Below are 19,414 nucleotides of genomic sequence, written 5' to 3'. Positions count from 1 at the left end.
ATCGTTCTAGTGCCGACTACCGGTTGTCGTTTATGAGTCGCGCCTCGATACAAAAACAGAATAAAATTGTCATAATAGTTGCCGCTGTTATTATTCTGGCGTCTGTATTCTTAACGCTAGCAGTGAGTGGGCGGCTTGGAGGGTTGCTGGGTTCTTCAGAGGGGCGCGGTTATCAAAATATTACCTTTACCGATGCGGTTTTGACCTGTCGAGACTATGCGGTAAAGGCCTTTGGTGATGACCTTCGTACGTTGGAGGTTGACGACCACTCTTCTCGATTCGATCAGCGTGAATTCGTGTATAAAATTTTTTTAAAGGTAGAGACGCCAGCAGCAAAGCAGCTGCCCGGCTTGTCGTTGCATTACGTTAACTGTTTTGTTCGGTCGAGTAGTGGGCGAATATCGAAGTACGAGTCTTATGAAGATAAAGAGCAAAAGGTGAGCCCCGTGACGGGGAATGATACCAACCTTTTTGGTTGGCCACGATAAAGATTTGTGGGGGTGGTGTCGGTATTGTTGAAAAAAGGTTGCCTTCTAAGCAACCTTTTTCTTTTTGATCTAGGCTAATAGGGAACGCTAGAAGCGGTAGTCGAAACCCAGATTAATAACGGTAAATTCGCTGTCGCCAGTATTGATAAGTTGGCGATACTCAAAGTTTAGGTTGGCATTCTCATAGATTGCGAAGCTTACGCCCGCGCCGTATGAGGCGCCAGACTCAGAGGCACTTTCTGATATATCGCCTAGTGTGCTGCTCATTTGTATATTGCTATAGCCTATAAGGCCGTAGAGTTTGGCGGTAGCGTTGGCTGCCTCGATGCGATAATACAGGCTTTCGAAGTGGTCGATTTCCACATTTATCTCACTGATAGTATCATCGCCTTCGGACGCAAAAGACTCACCCGAAAAGCCTAAGCCAACGCGAAGTTCGCCGCCGACCCAGCCGTTATATTTGTAGCCGCCGGTAAACTCTATTGCGCGGAAATCGACGGGGTTATCTTCGGCATCCTTGGCATTGCTATCAATAAAGTCTAGTGCTGCGCCGGCGTAAAAACCGTCTAGCTTGTCGGCATGGGCAGACAGCGTTAAAAGTGAAAAGGCAGCTAAAATGAACATCCTCATGGTCGAGTCTCCAATTGATTTTTTATTATTCTAGCGAATAGAACCACACTGCGTTAGTGCTTGTCGCGCAAATGTTGAAGATTGAAGGGATTTCCTCCACTATTCGCGCCGGCAGGTATACCAAATTATTAAGAGGTTAGATATGTCAGACACTGATTTACGTGATGCGGCGGTTAGATGGGTAGGTTGGATGAAGGATCAAGCGTTGCCACGTTGGGCGAGCGACGGCATTAACGCGAAGAATGGGGCGGCTTATGAGCGCTTTTTAGTGAATGGTGTTATCGATGAAAAAGCCAATGCGCGCATGCGAGTACAGGCACGGCAAATGTTTGTGTTTTCGATTGCGAGCGTTGAAGGTTGGATGGATAGCGCGCTAAGCAAATCGATTGTTGACGGTATTTCGGCTTTTTCCGAAACCAATGGCCGGCACCCTAGTGGACAAGGCTATGTCCATGTTTTGGCTGCAGACTACACCGTAGCAGATGGAAAACGAGACCTTTACGATCACGCCTTCTTTTTATTGTCTTGCGCGGCACGCTTCAAAGCGTTTGGCGATGAGGCCGCTATAAAAAGTGCGAATGACATAATGGCCTTTCTAGACAGTGAGTTGGGTCAAGTGGGTGGTGGATGGCTGGAAGGCGACTACGATACCGATAGGCGACGCCAAAACCCTCATATGCATATGTTTGAAGCGCTATTGTCGCTTTACGATGCAACAGGTGATGCTAAGTGGTTGGCGCGTGCGGGTGAGATTTTTGGTTTGTTCGAAACACAGTTTTTCGATGCAAAATTTGGTGTGCTGCGCGAATTTTTTAACCATGATTGGACGCTGTTAGATAATGACGATGCTGACATTATCGAGCCGGGCCATATGATGGAGTGGGTTTGGTTGCTGCGCTGGTACGAGCGCGTCAGTGGTCACGATGTGTCGTACTTTACCGATGTTATGTATGAAAAAGGTTTGGTAGACGGTATGGCACATGACGGCATTCTTGTGGACGCCGTAAGCCCTACGGGCGACGTTATCAATGGTGATAAGCGTAGCTGGGCTATGACTGAATTAATTAAAGCGAGCTTAGTGCAAGCTGAGGCTGGCATTGAGGGGGCGAAGGCTACCGCTCTGGCGGCTTTAAATACACTAATGGACGCCTATATTAGTGATGAGCATGCGGGTTTGTATGTTGACCAGCTCGATGCCGATAGCGTTGTTGTGGGTGATACGGCTCAGGCGAGCATTTTGTATCACCTGCTAATGGCGATAGTCGAGTTGGATGGCTACGTGCGTCGACAGGCCAAAGAGGTATAGGCTATTGCCTTAGACTTCGACTTCGACGGTCGTTGTGCTCTTGCGCACAATAAAGTCGTAAGGCAGTACGTGTTTGTCGTCGCTAAGCGATTCGCCGTCGATCATGCGTAATAGCATGTCGACTGCGATAGTGCCCATATCCATTGAGGGTTGGGCTATTGTAGTTAAGGGCGGGTCGCAATAGCGCGCGTAGCTAATATCATCGAACCCGGTGATAGAAATATCTTCCGGCACGCGCAGCCCGTGTGTTTTAACCGCTTGAATAGCGCCAATGGCCATTTCGTCGTTCATACAAGCAATGGCGGTTGGGCGATTGTGTAGTTTACACAATTCAGCGGCGGCATTAACGCCAGACCAGATAACGTACTCTCCCTCTGCAACGAGGTTATCGTCAAACGCAATACCAGCCTTTTCTAACGCTTGTTTGTAGCCTTTGAAGCGGTCAATGGTATGAGGATTACCTTTTAGCCCTGTGATCAGGCCGATACGCCTATGTCCTAGGGAAATAAGGTAGTCGATCATGTGTTCGAAACCCGCGACATTATCGACGCGAATGCACGGTCCCGGCGAGCTTTCTGTCGCGCAAAGGTGCAAATAGGGGAAGTTAAACGTATTGGTTTCGTGAAAGTGGTCGGACATGGGGCGTAGCTGAATGATACCGTCAGAAAGGCGTGTTTCCACAAGCCTAATGTATTCTTGTTCGCGAACATTGGAGTCTTGAGTGTCGCCAAGTAAAACCGAGTAACCTTTTTTCTGGGCTTGTAACTCAATACTCCGGATAACTTGCGCAAAAAAGGGGTTGGATATGTCGGGGACTAACACTACCAGTGAGTAGGAGCGTGCAGAGCGAAAGTTTCTGGCCAGCATATTAGGCCGGTAGTTAACTTGCTCTATCGCGTTCTTTACTCGCAGCTTGCTAGACTCGGAAACCTTTTCGGGGTGGCTCAGCGCTCGGGAGACGGTAGCGACCGAAACGCCTGCTATGCGCGCAACTTCTCTGATGTTTGACATGATGACTCAGCTAATGGTGTGCGGTAAGTGCCGTTTGAAACGTCTGCAAGTGTTACAGAGGTTTTGACAGCTTATTACATTTGTGTCGAGCATTCTGGCATATATATCATGCTTTTTTCACGTTATTTGAAGATTTTTCGCGATTTTCATTGAACATTACAAAATGTAACGCGTTACATTTTGTTTCATTGTGCCGCTTAAGGCGGATTTTAGAAGGGTAATCGTCCCTTTAATCTTGGCGCTCAAAACATCACTTGACGTTTGCCTTGTAACCGATTACATTTTACCGCCTTTATTTTGGAGCGCTTGTGGCCGAATGGTTCTCAGGTTCCGTGGTTAGGGGCTTTGCCGCACTATAGCGGTGATGGGAAGAGTGAATGTTTAGGGGTATGAGTATTTCAGAATAGGGTAGCTCTCTTGCGCGACATTTACGTGTGAGGGGCTCGATTCGTATATACTGTGTCCCAAAAAAAGTAGCTGGATTAGTTGCGTCGCATCCAGAACGGCCTTTCCCTAATCTCATGGACGCAATATCGCCAATGACTGGCTCTATTAATTTCGAGCAATAACTGAGGTTTATACCGAATGAGTGAATTTAAATCCATTCTCAAACAAAAGATTGGGGCGCACGAAGCGCTAGTGACACGTGAGAATAAACCCGCTGTTTCAAATGGTGTTTATCAGCGCTGGCAGCATCCGGTATTAACCGCAGATCACGCGCCTATCCACTGGCGTTACGACTTAAACGAGAAAACTAATCCAATGCTGTTGGAGCGTTTGGGGGTGAATGCTGCATTCAACTCCGGTGCGCTTCTTCACGAAGGTAAGTATATATTGGCCGTCCGTGTAGAGGGCGATGATCGAAAATCGTTCTTTTCCATCGCTGAAAGCGACAATGGCATTGATAACTTCCGTTTTTGGGATTACCCCATTACGCTGCCTGAAACAGATCGTCCGGATACCAACGTTTATGACATGCGTTTGGTACGCCATGAAGATGGCTATATATACGGTTTGTTCTGTACCGAGCGTAAAGATGAAACGCAACCGAATGACACAACGGCCGCTGAAGCACAGTGCGGTATTGTACGAACAAAAGATTTAGTGACGTGGGAGCGTTTACCGGATCTCGTGACTTATTCGGGCCAGCAACGTAATGTTGTATTGCATCCAGAATTTGTTGATGGCAAGTATGCCCTTTATACTCGCCCACAAGATGGTTTTATCAGTGTCGGTAGTGGTGGAGGTATAGGCTGGGGCCTTTCCGACAGCATGGAAAATGCAGAAATCAAAGAAGAAGTTATTGTTGATGGTAAGTATTACCATACCATCAAAGAAGTGAAAAACGGCCAAGGCCCAGCCCCCCTTAAAACAGATAAGGGTTGGTTACATTTAGCGCACGGTGTGCGTAATACCGCTGCTGGTTTACGTTATGTATTGTATGTCTTTATGACAGAGCTTGAGCGTCCTTGGGTTATTAGTCACCGTCCTGGCGGCCACTTTATTGCGCCTCGCGGAGAAGAGCGAGTGGGTGATGTATCGAATGTTGTGTTCGCGAATGGCTGGATAGTTAACGAAAATAATGACGTCTTTATTTATTATGCTTCCTCCGATACCCGTATGCATGTTGCAACATCGTCTATCGATCAGCTTGTTGACTATGCCATGAATACCCCAGAAGATAAGTTACGTTCTGCTGCATCTGTGCAAACGCGTAATACGTTAATTGCGGCAAATTTGGATATTTTGAAAAAATTGGATCTTTGAGGTCGTTATGAGTGAACACCAAGTTGCGGAATTTCGGGCCGAGCTTCACCACATCGCCAATTGGTGGTTGGAGAATACGTTAGATGAAAAGCACGGCGGGTTTGTTGGCGAGATTAGCGTCGATAACATTCCTCAGTTAGAGGCTGATAAAGGTATTATTCTTAATAGCCGAATATTGTGGTTTTTTAGTGAAGCTGCTTTATTTTCGGGTAATGAACAATACAAATTGGCTGCTGATAGAGCCTACGATTATTTGGTCAAGCATTTTTTCGATCAAGAGCAAGGCGGTGTTTACTGGGCGTTAGATGTAACCGGTACCTGTGTAAATGACCGGAAGCAAATATATGCACAGGCGTTTTCAATCTACGGATTGAGCGCTTATTACAAGTTAACGCAATCGAAAGACGTGCTCGCTCAGGCGATGACGTTATTTGAGTTAATTGAAACTCGAGCGCACGATGACGTTAATGGTGGTTACCTAGAAGCGTTCGCGCGGGATTGGTCGCCGCTGGACGACATGCGGTTGAGTGACAAAGATCTTAATTCGCCTAAATCGATGAATACCCATCTTCATATACTAGAGGGCTACACGGCTCTCTATATTGCACAGCCGTCCGATGTCGTGGCCAAGGCCATTAAACGATGCTTGATGTATTTTGATGAGCGCATTATTAACAAGCAAAGTTATCACTTACGTATGTTCCAATCTATGGACTGGAGTGATATGTCCACGTCTATATCGTATGGGCATGATATCGAGGCGAGCTGGTTATTATGGGAGGCCGTTGAGGCGGTGGGCGATGAAGATTTGTTGGCTCACTTTAAGCCGCTAATTTTGAACATGGCCAATACCATTTTGCAGCACGGCGTTGGTCGTCATGGTGAAGTTCTGGATGCTTACAATTTTGAATCGGATGTATTATTAGACGAGCGCGTATGGTGGGTGCAAGCAGAGGCCATGGTTGGTTTCTTGAATGCTTACCATCTTACTGATGACAGCGCCTACCTTGACGCCTTTCAAAATGCTTGGTCATTTGTTAAAACGTATCAGAAAGATAACGAACATGGCGAATGGCATTGGCTATCTACACTGGATTCACCGCACGTGGGCGATTGCAAAATTGGTTTTTGGAAAGCCCCATACCATAACGGTAGGGCGATGATGGAAGTGTGTAAGTTGTTTGCGCGCATGGCAAGCTAGCGCTGCGTAGCGTTAAAAGAAGAATAACTAAGGGGTTTCAATGAAGCGTATACACCTAATAAAGCATGCGGCTAGGCTGCTGTCTGTTACATGTGCTGTGTTTTTATTTTCGGCGTGTTCTCCATCAACTGAACAGGCTTCAGACGAGGGTGAGGCTGCTGCCGTGCCGAATAGTCCATTTGTAAGCGTAGTGGGTAAGCAGTTTTATGTTGATGGGCTGCCTTACAGTTATGTTGGCACCAACATGTGGTTTGCGCCCTATATTGGCTCCGAAGAGGACGATATAGGCGATCGAAGCCGATTATTGAATGAATTAGATTTCCTTAACGATAGTGGCATCACTAACCTTCGAATCTTAGGCGCTTCAGAGCGCTCACCGCTCGATAATTCTGTGAGCCCTGCCATTATGTATAAGGGCGAAATTGAGCGTGAAGATATCCTGGTTGGGCTTGATTTTACATTGGCAGAAATGGCTAAGCGTAATATGAAGGCCGTGATCTTCCTGAATAATTTTTGGGAATGGTCTGGTGGAATGGTCACTTACCTGAGCTGGGTGAATGGTGGCGAGTTTATTAATCTCGGTGATCCAGAGCACCCGTGGCCAGCATTTGCTCTATTCTCTGCTGAATTCTACAAAAACGAAGCTGCTGTTGAGCTGTATCACAATTATATTTCGTTGTTGCTTGAGCGTCGCAACACTGTCACTGGTGAGCTTTATAAAGATGATCCCACCATTATGTCTTGGCAGTTGGCGAATGAGCCGCGCGCAGGAAACGGCGAAGCTAGCCTTCCTAATTTACCGTATTACTATGACTGGATTCGTAACACTGCGTCTTTGATTAAAAAGCATGCGCCGAATCAGCTGGTTTCCGTTGGAAGTGAAGGTATTCGAGGCTGTTTGGAATTGGATGAGTGTTTCTTGGCGGCCCATAGCGATAACGACGTTGATTACGCAACCTTCCATATGTGGCCAAAAAACTGGGGCTGGTTTGATGTGCAAGATCCAGAATCTACGTTTGGCAGCGCTTTTAAAAATGCTAACGAGTATATCGATCATCATATTAAGTTAGCTGAGCAACTCAATATGCCGTTGGTGTTAGAGGAGTTCGGCTTGGAGCGAGATTTAGGTGCGTTTTCACCTGAGTCCACAACGCATTACCGTGATCAGTTCTATGCATTTATATTTTCTAAAATTACTCATAACGTTCATACCGGCGGTCCTTTTATAGGGTCAAATTTCTGGGCGTGGGGTGGCTTTGGTAAAGCAATGCATGATGACGCTGTTTGGCGCACTGGCGACAAAACGTTTGTGGGCGATCCTCCGCAAGAGCCTCAAGGGTTGAATTCAGTTTTTGCTTCGGATGCTTCGACCTTAGGCATTATCAAAGCGCATTACGAAGAGATTCGGGCGCGTTAGAGTTTGCATGTGTTAATAAAAAGAAAATTGGCCGCTTATGCGGCCTTTTTTCTTTTTATTGCTAATGATCGGAAGGCTGACTTTAATTGATCAAACAACCGTTTATACTTGCGAGCTTCGCACACAAATAACTGGGAATTGTGTCTATGAAAAAGTATTGGGTCGCCATTGGTGGATTGTTGAGCGTGGTATTAGTTATTGCTGCCATCAAAGCGCTACAGATTATGAATTTAATTGGCATGAGTGAGAGTATGGTCATGCCGCCCACCGTTATTTCTGCGATGTCAGTGCAACAGCAGCAGTGGGAGCAAACATTGAATACCGTTGGCACCCTAGAAGCAGAGCAAGGTGTTGTCGTCACTGCCGACAGCCCTGGTCGAGTTACCGAAATTTTGTTTACGGCTGGCGCGGAAGTGCAAGCCGGTGATGTATTAATACGCCAAGATGTTTCTTCTGAGCTGGCACAGCTAAGAGCCGCTGAAGCGAGCGCTGCCTTGGCTAAAACGCAGCTTGATCGAACACATGCGTTGTTGGTGAAGAAAGTCTCCTCAAAGTCAGAGTTTGATATCGCCGACGCTCGCTACAAAGAGGCCGTGGCGCAGGCGGATAATATTCGTACCGCTATCGCCAAAAAAACGGTTAAAGCCCCATTTGCGGGTCGTTTAGGTATCCGATTAATCAATGTTGGCTCGGATTTGGGTAGGGGTGGCGCCATTGTGTCGCTGCAAGCGGTCGACCCTATTTACGTCAATTTCTCGTTGCCGCAACGTGAGCTGTCCAAGTTGGCATTGGATTATAGTGTGCGAATCGAAAGTGATGCTGTACCGGGGAAAGATTTTACTGGCGTAATATCGGCCATCAACCCTGAAATCGACCCTGTAACGCGAAGCGTGCGAGTACAGGCGAGTTTAGCTAATACCGACCACACGTTATTGCCAGGAATGTATGCGAAGGTAACGGTCGTGCTACCGGAAGCCGAACCTGTGTTGGTCGTACCAGTAACCGCTGTTTCGTTTGCGACCTTTGGCGATTCCGTTTTTGTCGTTGTAGAAGAAGAAAGCGAAGATGGTGCTGATAAAAAGCTTGTTGCACGGCAACAATTTGTTCGCTTGGGCCACACGCGAGGCGATTACGTTGCGATAGAGGCGGGTGTTGTGCTCGGCGATAACGTAGTGAGCACGGGCGTCTTTAAATTACGTAACGGCGCTGAAGTTGTTGTGAATAATGAGGCGCAGCCAACGTTTAGTCTGCATCCGAATCCAGAAGATTCGTGATTCTATTTTCGTTCATAACAGACTTCTTACGACCGAATTCTTATACAGGCTGAACTATGAAATCTGCTTTTACTGATATCTTTGTAAAACGACCCGTACTAGCGCTTGTGGTTAATTTGATTATTATTATTGCCGGAATACAGGCAATAAGTTCATTGACCATTCGCCAGTACCCCCGTAATGACAATGCGGTTATTACCGTAAATACCGCCTATATAGGGGCTAACGCCCAGCTGGTGAGGGGGTTTATTACCACACCTCTCGAGCGCGCTATTTCCGGTGCCGATGGCATCGACTATATTACGTCGCAAAGTGGGCAAAGTATGTCCACGATAAGTGTGCAATTGGAGTTGAATTACGACCCCATCAAGGCGCTGTCTGAAATCACGTCAAAAGTTAATCAGGTGCGTGGTGATCTACCGCCCGAAGCTGAAGTCCCTATTATTAATGTTCAATCGGCGGATAGTGTTTTTGCTGCTGCCTATTTGAGTTTTCGTTCAGACATTCTCGAGCCCAACCAAATTACCGATTACCTTGTAAGGGTGGTGCAGCCAAGGTTGTCTGCACTTGAGGGTGTGCAGCGTGCGGACGTGTTGGGTGCGCGTACCTACGCGATGCGTATCTGGTTGAAGCCAGATAGAATGGCCGCCTATGGCATAACGCCCGTACAGATTCGGCAAGCTTTATCGGCAAATAATTACCTTGCGGCCCTAGGCAGTACGAAAGGCTCCTATATGCAGGTGAACCTTTCGGCCAATACCGATTTAAATACGGTGCAAGAATTTCGCGATCTCGTCCTGCGTGCAGAAAATGGCGCATTGGTGCGCCTTAGCGACGTGTCGGATGTGTCGTTAGGGTCGGAAAGTTACGATGACGAAGTGCGTCACTCAGGCCAAACCACAACCTTTATGGGTGTGTGGCCAATGCCCAATGCCAACACGTTAGATGTGATGAAGTTGGTGCGTGCAGAGCTCGAGGCGTTGCGTGAAGGGCTGCCAAAAGGGCTTAGTGCCGAGATAGGCTACGACGCAACGGAATATATTGAAAGCTCAATTGCAGAAGTGGTAAAAACGTTAAGCGAGACACTGCTCATAGTTGTAGTGATTATCTTTTTGTTTTTAGGCTCTATCCGCTCCGTAATTATCCCCGTATTGGCAATACCCATTTCACTGATTGGCGCAATTTTCTTAATGCAGCTTTTCGGTTTCAGTCTAAATTTACTCACACTATTGGCCATTGTACTTTCCGTAGGGCTAGTCGTTGACGATGCCATTGTGATTGTAGAAAACGTCGAGCGTCATATTAGCGAGGGGCAGTCGCCTATGCAGGCGGCGATTCTTGGCGCGCGAGAATTGGTTGGGCCTGTGATCGCCATGACGATCACACTTGTGGCGGTATATTTACCGATTGGCTTGCAAGGAGGGTTAACGGGCTCGCTGTTCCGTGAATTTGCCTTTACCTTGGCAGGTGCGGTAATGATCTCGGGTGTAGTGGCATTAACACTCTCGCCTATGATGTCCTCAAAGCTTCTAAAAGAAGGGATTGAAGACGAAGGCTTTGCACATGTTGCCGCCGAAGCGTTCCATAAACTACAGCGGGGTTACTTGCGTTTTCTCGACGTGACGCTGAATGCTCGTGGTGCGGTGTACATGGTGTGGGGTGTGTTAAGCGTGCTTGCGCTCTATATGTTCTATGCGTCACCGAATAAGGAACTGGCGCCCACGGAAGATCAAGGCATTGTATTTGTGATGACGGAGGGCGCCTCAAGTAGCACGATAGATCAGTCGCGCATCTACGCGAACAAAGTCAACGAAAAGCTATTGGCTGTACCGGAAGGGGAGTTTACGTTTCAATTGACCTTTCCCGATGGTGGCATGGGAGGCTTGATATTAGACCCGTGGGAGAAACGTGATCGCAGTGTGTTCGAGGTGATGCCTGAAGTCAGTGCAAGCTTAATGCAAATTGGTGGTATCAATACCTTCGCCCTTACACCACCTGCGCTGCCAGGAGGGGGTAACTTTCCCGTCGAATTTGTTATTGCCTCAACAGCTGAGACAGAAGATATTCTAAAGTACGCAGAACAGCTGCAACAAAAAGCTGCGCAAAGTGGGATCTTCGCTTTTCCTCCTCAAATCGATACTAAAGTCGATGTACCGGAAGCTGAGTTAGTGATCGATAGGGATAAGGTTGCCGACTTAGGCTTAAGCCTACAACAAGTGGGTGCAGACGTTGGGGTGATGTTGGGTGGCGGCTATGTTAATCGCTTTAACATCGGTGGTCGAAGTTATCGCGTGATACCTCAGTTAAAGCGCAGCGAGCGTTTGAGCACCGAGCAGCTTAAAAATATCTTTATCACCGGCCCAGAAGGCAAGCTGATCCCTTTAAGTACAGTAGCTGAAATTAAACAGCATACGGTTCCCCGCTCTCTGAATCGTTTTCAACAGCTAAACGCGGTGAAGATTAGTGGGGTATCAACCCAATCTCTTGATGCCGCGCTCAGCTTTTTAGAGACGGAAGCTGCGGCGATCTTACCCAGCGACTACATGGTAGATTACACCGGTGAGTCGAGGCAGTTGCGCCGAGAAGGTAACAAATTTGTAGGCGCTTTTCTTTTAGCATTACTACTTATTTTCCTGGTGCTTGCAGCCCAATTTAATAGCTTTCGTGATCCGTTTGTTATTCTGGCTGGCTCGGTACCTTTGGCTATGTTTGGTGCGTCTATATTTACCTTCTTGAAATTTCCGGTGCCAGGAATGTTTTTCTGGACGGATAGCTTTACGACATCACTCAACATATATTCACAGGTTGGCTTGGTCACGCTAATTGGTCTTGTGGCTAAAAACGGGATATTGCTGGTTGAATTCGCGAACAAGATGCAAGAGCAGGGTTTGCACAAATTGGCAGCTGTTCGTGAGTCAGCGTCTACGCGGTTACGTCCTATTTTAATGACAACGGTTGCTACGGTTGCCGGCCACTTTCCCTTGGTGTTGGTAACTGGTGCAGGAGCAGAGGCAAGAAACTCCATTGGGTTGGTGTTGGTGGGGGGCATGGCTATTGGTACGTTGTTTACGTTATTTGTAGTTCCTTCGATTTATATGCTGTTTGCCAAAGACCACAAGGGCACTTTGGATAAGCTAGCAAAATCGTCTGTGGATGACGCAGTCTTGATTACAGGCTAAGTTTATTGTGCTTCTTTTTGAAGCATATAGGTTGTTGCACCCTCGGCTGAGAGTGGCTTGGCGATTAAGTAGCCCTGACCATAATCGCAGCCGTGGGATGCAAGCGCCTTCAGCTGCTCTTGATTTTCAATTCCTTCTGCGACAACACTCATGTTTAAGTTGTGGGCTAACGAAATCGTGGCCCTTACAATTTCGTGTGCGCTGTCTTGCTCGGTCTTTTCTTCCGTTAATGCGTTGATAAATGAACGGTCTATTTTAAGTTGCTGGACCGGTAACTTATCGAGATAACTTAGCGAAGAGTACCCTGTCCCAAAATCGTCAATGGCGAGCTCTATACCTTTAGCTCTTAGCGCTTCTAACAAGCTATCGACTGTTTTTGTATTCTCCATGATGGCCGATTCTGTTATTTCAAACTTTACTCGAGAGGGATCGATGCCGGTTTTTCCCAGTACGGTGTCCACCCGATTTAAAAACTCGGGATCGCTTAGCTGTATGGGCGAAAGATTAACAGCAAGCATCGGTTGTTGTGATATGAGAGGATGGGTGTCCCACGTTTTTATCTGTTCGCAGGCCTGTTCGAAGACCCACTGTCCGATCGAAAAAATCGTACCGAGTGTTTCAGCGATAGGAATGAACTTAACGGGTGGCACTAAACCGCGAGAGGGGTGCTCCCAACGCAATAATATTTCGAAACAGCTGATGGCGCCCGTCTCGATAGTGATAATTGGCTGAAACACAACACGAAACTGGTCACGATATAAGGCGCTTTTTAGATCCGATTCCAATTCGGCTATCTCTAATGTTTGCTCCAGCATTTTTGAGTCAAACATTTGATAGGTACCGCGCCCAATCTCCTTAGCCTTTCGCAGCGCAATGTTCGCGTTTCGGAATATTTGATCGGGGTGAGAATACTCGGACGAACAGACTAAAATACCAATACTCACGTAAAAATTAAGTTTTACTTCGTCGAGTTTAAAAGGCTTGTCAAACTCATTGAGTACATGGTGGGTGAGCGTGAGCAAGGTGTCGTCGTCGTCGATAGCGTCAATAACAATTGCGAACTCATCGCTACCAACGCGCGTGATATGGTGTCGGGTGGATAATAGTTTCCCAATTCTATAGGCCGACTCCACAAGTAATTTATCGCCAACCATATAACCATAGTTATCATTGATCTGTTTGAATCGATCTCCGCCTAAAAATAAAAGAGCAAATTTGTGATTGTTTTTGTGGGAGCTCTTAATTAACGCTTTTAAATGCTTGATTAACCAACTGCGGTTTGGCAATTCAGTGAGAGTGTCGTGATAGGCAATGTGACGAGATTTTGCTTCTGAGACTTTTCGCTCTTCAATTTCGATAGAGAGTTCTCGTGTGCGGTGCTTTACGCGCTGTTCCAATTCGGCGTTCGAGAGTAATACAGCGCGATTGGCTTGTTTTAGTTCGGCTGTTTTCTCGTTAACAATCGAGGTTAGTTCACGTTCGCGTATACGGTTAGAGCGCAAGCGCCAGTAGCTGAATAAATACATGCATAATAGAATGACGCTAGCGGCGATCGCTTTTGTCCACCATGTTTGCCACCATGCAGGCAAAATAGTAATCGATATCTCTCGCGCCCGCCCTGCCCACATTCCGTCATTATTAGAGCCTAGCACTTGGAAAATGTAATCTCCTGGTGAAAGGTTGGTGTAGCGTACCCGTCGTTGTCGGCTATTCGCGTCGACCCAGTTTTGTTCTAAACCTTTTAGCCGATACTGATAGTGATTATTTGCAGGGAAAATAAAATTTAAGGCAGAAAAACCAAACGTAAGATCGTTCTGGTTATGCTTTAGCGTGAGCTGTTGCGTTTCAATAATGGATTGGGGTAAAAGTTCATTTTTATGGGGGGCAATCGTATTTTGAAAAAGTTCAAATTCGGTTATGTGGATGTTGGGGGCAAACTCATTGCTGATAAGCTGAGCCGGGTTGAAAAAACTAATGCCCTCTGTGCCACCGAAATAGAGTGATCCATCTTGAGCTCTTAAATGGCTAAACAGATTAAACTGAGAACCCGCTAAACCATCGGTCTTTGTGAATGTGAGAAATTCGGATGAACCAGGGTGAAAGCGATTTAATCCGAATCGAGTGCCAAGCCATAGGTGGCCGCGATGATCCTCTTCTATCGACATTACCAAATCGTCACTTAGGCCATTTTCGGTATTGTAGAATTCAATTTGCTCAGTAAAGGTGCTATAGCGAATAAGGTTTGAATGTGAGGCGAGCCACAGCACGCTATCTTGCCCCTCGTGCAAGTCATAAACGCTGGGTTGGATAGGCGAACCTGTTCCCGTTAAATCAATTGCAGAAAATTGTTGTGTTGTGGTATCAAATAATTCAAGGCCACGGGTTCCCGCTATCCAGTAGCGCTTATTGTTATCATTGACGATATCGTGAATGAGGTAATTATTAATATCCCCAGGTGTGGCTGTTTTTTGTTTTAAAAAATCGGTAAAGCGGCCGGTTGCCGTATTGTAAATTTGTAGCCCAAGAGGCCAAACACCCAGTAATAATTGATCGTTGGCGACAACGCTAATGTGACCTACAGTATTACTGGCTAACGTTTGGGTACTGTCTGTAGACGGGTTGCGTTGAATGCGCAGTATTTCGCCGGTACTCGGGGTAAGGCGATTAAGCCCTCCTTTTTCCGTGCCAATCCAAATGTTGCCAGCGGTATCTTCCGCGAGGGACAAAATGGAGTTATCGCTTAATGAATTATTATTGCGTGGTTCTACAGTGTAGTGCTGAAATTTTCGGGTAAGGGGGTTGTAGCGATCTAAGCCTTGTCCTGCGGTGCCAATCCAGATGTCGCCGTGTTGATCCTCAAGTAAATCGGTTACATTATTAAAGCTAAGAGAGTGTGCAACGCCGGGAGAGTGCTGAAGAATCGAGAAAGTTTCGAATTGTTTACTAATACGATGAACGCCATAAGGCCCAACGCTAAACCAAAGTGAGCCATCTTTGTCTTCGTATATAGCCTCTATTGATGCTTTGGGAAACGTATATTTTGGCGAGATCGACGCGGGAATGTGCAAGAAATCATCACTTTCGGGGTTGTACCGATGCACGCCCTGTTTGTCCGTGCCTATCCAAATTCGGCCGCGAGAGTCGTGAAAAATACTGGATAACTTATTTGTTTTAAGGCCGCCCGCTTCTGTGGCGTTTGCGGTGTAATGCTTAACGGCGTAGGTGTCACTGTCGAGGCGAATTAAGCCTTGTTGAGTGGCGATCCAGACGTTGCCTTTTTGATCTTCGGACATACCGCGAATGGTTTTCTGGCCCGCGTTAAACGTGAGTGGCAACGGGAGATTGGTTATGGCGTATGTTTGAGTATTGAAAATAAACAGCCCGCCGCTCGACGCGATCCATAGCTGATGCTCTAGGCTGTGCGGTAGTATATGTTGGATATCGCCTAGAATACTGTTTTCGAAAAACGTATTTAGAACGATTTCTCGTGTTGGATCGAATTGAATTAAACCGAACCCGTCGCCGCCCAGCCAAAGCATGCCGTCAACGGTTTCATGAAGGCTGCGAATAAGGGTGTCGTTGGTTATGTTAAAGCGTGAAAATATTTCGAGAGATGCGTTGTAGCGATTTAAATTGGTGCCGCCCGCCCAAAGTTGGCCGTTGCGTAATACGTGTAGGGACGTTACGGTTTTACTGCCAATAGAGGTTGTATCGTTTGGGCTATTTGAAAAGGTTCTCAGTTGATAACCGTCGTATCGTTTAAGGCCGTTGTCCGTTGCAATCCATAGAAACCCCTGTTGGTCGCGAATAGTGGAAAAAGTGTAGTCAGCGGCGGGATCATCTTCGAGGTAAAGCGGGTGTACTTTATAAGGGGATAAGAATGAGGCGTTAGAGTGGATTGTTTGTGCGGAGGCCTCGGCATTTAAACATAGTACCGATTGGAGAAGTAATATGAGCGCTAGCTTAATGCTCACTCTAAGTATTCCACTCGGTTTCGCCCATTAGATTTTGCATTATAGAGCGCTCTGTCGGTACGTTTTAGCGCGGCCTCAAAATTCTCTCCGGGATCTAAAAGAGTAAGGCCCATGCTGACGGTCAATTTTATTGTGACATCAAGTTCGAACGTATATTTCTCTACCCCGCTTCGAATATTGTCTGCAAAAAAGGTTAAACGTTCTCTAGCGAGTTTATGATTGTTAATAGGGGTTACAATAATAAACTCTTCCCCTCCCCAGCGTGCGACCGTGCTGATTTTATGTAACCGTTTTGTTGTTTCCGTCGCAAACGTTTTTAGTACTTGATCACCTATATCGTGACCATAAGTATCATTGATGTCTTTAAAATGGTCGAGATCCAATAGCATAAGCCCAAGCGTTTTTTCGGGATGCTTGAGGTGATGAGAGTGAATGACCTCAGTTATGCCCGCGCGATTGTGTATTCCGGTTAAAGGGTCTGTAACATAGAGCGTTTGCAGGTTGTCTTTTTCGTGCTCTAAGCTTAATTGATTGGCAATGAGTTCGTTCACAACGGATTTAATATGGAGGGTTGTTCGATAAACTCTGTAAAGGCGCCACAAGCCTTCAAGCACAAATATAACCAGCCAAAAACCGACAGTACCCAATAATAACCATTCGGTATTAATCCACTTTCCAACTAATGTGATTTTATCTACATACGTTTTATGGGTGCCTTTTTGTGTTTGGTCTACACCTATTTCGGTGATGTTGCTGAACTCAGTATTGGCCCATTGGCGTCGATAATCACGCTCTTTTAACCACCAGTCGGCAACATTAAATTCTGATAGATTAAGGGTTACCGGCCCATTGTGTATCTCTTGCGTACGCACCGTCATGGCCATATATTTCGTAGTCGAACCATCACCTTTTTCAGCGTAGTCTGCGTGGGCATTGCGCATATAGAAACGAATTCTAGTGCCCGGCCCCTCATAGCGAATAGCGTATTCGATACTGTCGTATGCTGAAATGTCGATACCACTAAAAAAGTTGGAATCCCAATAGATGGAGTAGCCGCAACCAAAATTATGGTCGGCTAGATAGTCACAGCGCCAGTAATGTAATTGTTTGTCTATCCAAGTGGCTGAGAGCCCGGACAAAGGGCTATTAAAGCCGTAGAGACGTTCAGCGGTATGGGGTGCTGGATGGATGAGTGAGCGCTTGGCTGGCAGGTAGTAATGCCCTGCGATTACTGTAATTGTGAGCAATAAGGCTATAAGTTTTAGTGAGTCATATGTTTTGATTTTCATGCTGAATTACAAGCTCTTAAATTCAACAGTGTTCCGAATTTTTTTAGCCTCGTATAACGCTATGTCGGCTCGTTTGAAAGCACTCTCGAATTTATCGGTACTTGTAATTGATGTGATGCCGATACTGACGGTGACATCGATATTATGTATTGGTTCGAGGCTCGTTTTTGCAATAAGGACTCTTAATTTCTCAGCTAAATGCCTTGCTTCTTGTGGCGTGCTGTCTTTTTCTATAAGCAGAAACTCTTCTCCTCCCCAGCGAGCAAAAATGGATGTGTCGGAAATATGTGTTTTGATTGTATCGGCAAAACAGGCCAAAATTTTGTCGCCGGTATCGTGGCCGTAGATATCGTTAATGCGTTTGAAATGGTCAATATCAAAGATAAGCAAGCAAGCGGGATGGCTCGCCGAATGATGGTTAAATAACGCCTCAATTTCGGGCGTGGCGCCGATGCGATTATATATACCCGTGAGAGTGTCAAGCGATGATAGTTCTTTAAGCGTGTCTTTCTCGTCTTCGAGTTGTTGGGTTAAGCCTGTGAGTTGATCAATTTTCTTTTCACTTAAACGCGACTCATTACGTAAAACTACATAGCGGGCGAAGGCTTCGAGTAATAGATAAAATACCCAAAAAACAATAATAGCCAATAATAAATTTTCACGACTAATCCAGTCGCCAGTTAAGCTGATGTTGTCTACGCGCACTTTATGAACGCCAAATTCGGCGATATCGAGCCCCAGTACTATAATGCGATCAAGCTCGCGACCGGCCCACTCTCGTGGAGCATCCCGTTCGGTTACCCACCACTCAGTGACTTTAAATTCAGATAAGGGAATATAGATTGGCCCACCACGAAGATCTTCAGTGCGCAAGGTTACCGCCATAAATTTAGCCGAGTCGGAGTCACCTGCAGTTGCATAGGCGGGGTTGAAATTGCGTAAGTACACACGAATGCTGTTGGCTCGCCCTTCGTAATGGATATTGAGGTTCAGCGCATCAAATGCCGAGAAATCCGCGCTTCTGATGATTTGATGACGAGCGGAATCGTTCTTAACAATACAGCTGTGTTCGTTCTCCCATCCCCAGCCGTCGCCGTCTAAATCGGTTTTTGGGTCTTCACAAGGCGGCGCGTCGTCTTTACTGTGAGTTTTACCTGCAATAGAGGGCGTTTCTTTTGGTTGATGCCCATCGACGACGATACAGCTTTGCTCGTTCTCCCAGCCCCAGCCATCGCCATCCTCGTCGGAGTCCAGGCTGTCGCAAATGGGGGGCTCTCCTGCAGCCACTGAAGGGGGAGGGGATAGTGTGCGTCTAGGTAGCTTGCTAAGCTCGCCTACAATACAGCTTTGGTTGTTCTCCCATCCCCAGCCGTCGCCATCATCATCAGAATCAGCGGTGGTACACGAAGGAATATTGTTAGCGTTACTCGCCGTGTTTTCGAAGGTGGAGCCCCAGCTAATCGAGAAACCACAGGTATTGCTGCGGCCAAACTCGGGTTTGTAATCGCAGCGCCAGTAATGTTGTGACTCGTCTATCCATTGGCTAGACGCGCCGTACTCTGGATCGTAGTAGCCGTTGATTGACGTACTTGTGGACGACAGAGGGTGTATCGCCAATGTTTTTGGTGGGATATACGGTGAGCCGACGATGACAACAATGGTTAAAATTGCAATTGCAAATCGAAGGAGAATAAATAAATTTGATTTCATTGACCTTTGTATACCGTGGGCTGTGTTTTATCCATGCGTCTACAGGTGATTGCTGACCGTCGACGGACCAACAAAGTATAGAACGGAATTATTGCCGCGAGGTCGTCTTAATTCGCCCTTCACTGGATAATACAGGTGACGAGAAATAAGTCCAACTCGAAAGGTGAG

General features: G+C 46.5%; 12 protein-coding genes. 7 read left to right on the top strand and 5 right to left on the bottom strand.

Annotated features, from left to right (window positions below):
• Positions 1-32: 32 nt before the first annotated feature.
• Positions 33-488: a hypothetical protein gene (locus H5647_RS01845; RefSeq protein WP_045855862.1), complete on the top strand. Its 456-nt coding sequence runs from the start codon at positions 33-35 to the stop codon at positions 486-488.
• A gap of 87 nt (positions 489-575) precedes the next feature.
• Here H5647_RS01845 and H5647_RS01840 read toward each other — a convergent pair whose 3' ends face one another.
• Positions 576-1,118, bottom strand: coding sequence for a porin family protein (locus H5647_RS01840; RefSeq protein WP_045855860.1), 543 nt, complete (start codon positions 1,116-1,118; stop codon positions 576-578).
• Between the two features lie 142 nt (positions 1,119-1,260).
• Here H5647_RS01840 and H5647_RS01835 point away from each other — a divergent pair, with 142 nt between their 5' ends.
• The gene (locus H5647_RS01835; protein ID WP_045855859.1) at positions 1,261-2,424 is read left to right on the top strand and encodes an AGE family epimerase/isomerase; all 1,164 of its coding nucleotides are present in this window, start codon (positions 1,261-1,263) and stop codon (positions 2,422-2,424) included.
• Between the two features lie 9 nt (positions 2,425-2,433).
• Here the strand turns inward: H5647_RS01835 and H5647_RS01830 are convergent, their stop codons facing one another.
• Positions 2,434-3,435 (bottom strand): LacI family DNA-binding transcriptional regulator, encoded by a 1,002-nt coding sequence (locus tag H5647_RS01830; RefSeq protein ID WP_045855857.1) that lies wholly within the window; start codon positions 3,433-3,435, stop codon positions 2,434-2,436.
• 585 nt (positions 3,436-4,020) lie between these two features.
• Here H5647_RS01830 and H5647_RS01825 point away from each other — a divergent pair.
• From H5647_RS01825 to H5647_RS01805, 5 genes are all read left to right on the top strand, one after another.
• The gene (locus tag H5647_RS01825; RefSeq protein WP_045855855.1) at positions 4,021-5,202 is read left to right on the top strand and encodes a glycoside hydrolase family 130 protein; all 1,182 of its coding nucleotides are present in this window, start codon (positions 4,021-4,023) and stop codon (positions 5,200-5,202) included.
• 7 nt (positions 5,203-5,209) lie between these two features.
• Positions 5,210-6,403 carry an AGE family epimerase/isomerase gene (locus H5647_RS01820; protein WP_045855852.1) on the top strand — a complete coding sequence of 398 codons (1,194 nt, stop codon included), beginning with the start codon at positions 5,210-5,212 and terminating at the stop codon, positions 6,401-6,403.
• A 40-nt stretch (positions 6,404-6,443) separates the two neighbouring features.
• On the top strand, positions 6,444-7,820 hold the full coding sequence (locus tag H5647_RS01815) for a glycoside hydrolase 5 family protein (protein ID WP_052691816.1): 1,377 nt from the start codon (positions 6,444-6,446) through the stop codon (positions 7,818-7,820).
• A gap of 146 nt (positions 7,821-7,966) precedes the next feature.
• Positions 7,967-9,094 carry an efflux RND transporter periplasmic adaptor subunit gene (locus tag H5647_RS01810; RefSeq protein ID WP_045855850.1) on the top strand — a complete coding sequence of 376 codons (1,128 nt, stop codon included), beginning with the start codon at positions 7,967-7,969 and terminating at the stop codon, positions 9,092-9,094.
• 56 nt (positions 9,095-9,150) lie between these two features.
• On the top strand, positions 9,151-12,273 hold the full coding sequence (locus H5647_RS01805; RefSeq protein WP_045855848.1) for an efflux RND transporter permease subunit: 3,123 nt from the start codon (positions 9,151-9,153) through the stop codon (positions 12,271-12,273).
• Between the two features lie 2 nt (positions 12,274-12,275).
• Here the strand turns inward: H5647_RS01805 and H5647_RS01800 are convergent, their stop codons facing one another.
• From H5647_RS01800 to H5647_RS01790, 3 genes are read right to left on the bottom strand one after another with little or no spacing between them, the layout of a single operon-like run.
• The gene (locus H5647_RS01800) at positions 12,276-16,247 is read right to left on the bottom strand and encodes an EAL domain-containing protein (RefSeq protein WP_052691815.1); all 3,972 of its coding nucleotides are present in this window, start codon (positions 16,245-16,247) and stop codon (positions 12,276-12,278) included.
• On the bottom strand, positions 16,244-17,536 hold the full coding sequence (locus H5647_RS01795) for a GGDEF domain-containing protein (protein ID WP_045855846.1): 1,293 nt from the start codon (positions 17,534-17,536) through the stop codon (positions 16,244-16,246). Before H5647_RS01795 ends, H5647_RS01800 begins: the two co-directional genes overlap by 4 nt.
• A 6-nt stretch (positions 17,537-17,542) precedes the next feature.
• Entirely contained in the window at positions 17,543-19,246 is a 1,704-nt protein-coding gene (locus tag H5647_RS01790) for a diguanylate cyclase domain-containing protein (RefSeq protein WP_052691814.1), read from the bottom strand.
• Positions 19,247-19,414 lie beyond the last annotated feature (168 nt).

Origin of the sequence: Teredinibacter purpureus, assembly GCF_014217335.1 — a bacterium.
Classification (GTDB): Bacteria; Pseudomonadota; Gammaproteobacteria; order Pseudomonadales; family Cellvibrionaceae; genus Teredinibacter; species Teredinibacter purpureus.
Note: the sequence above shows the minus strand (reverse complement) of the source record. Positions and strands in the feature narration are given on the sequence as shown.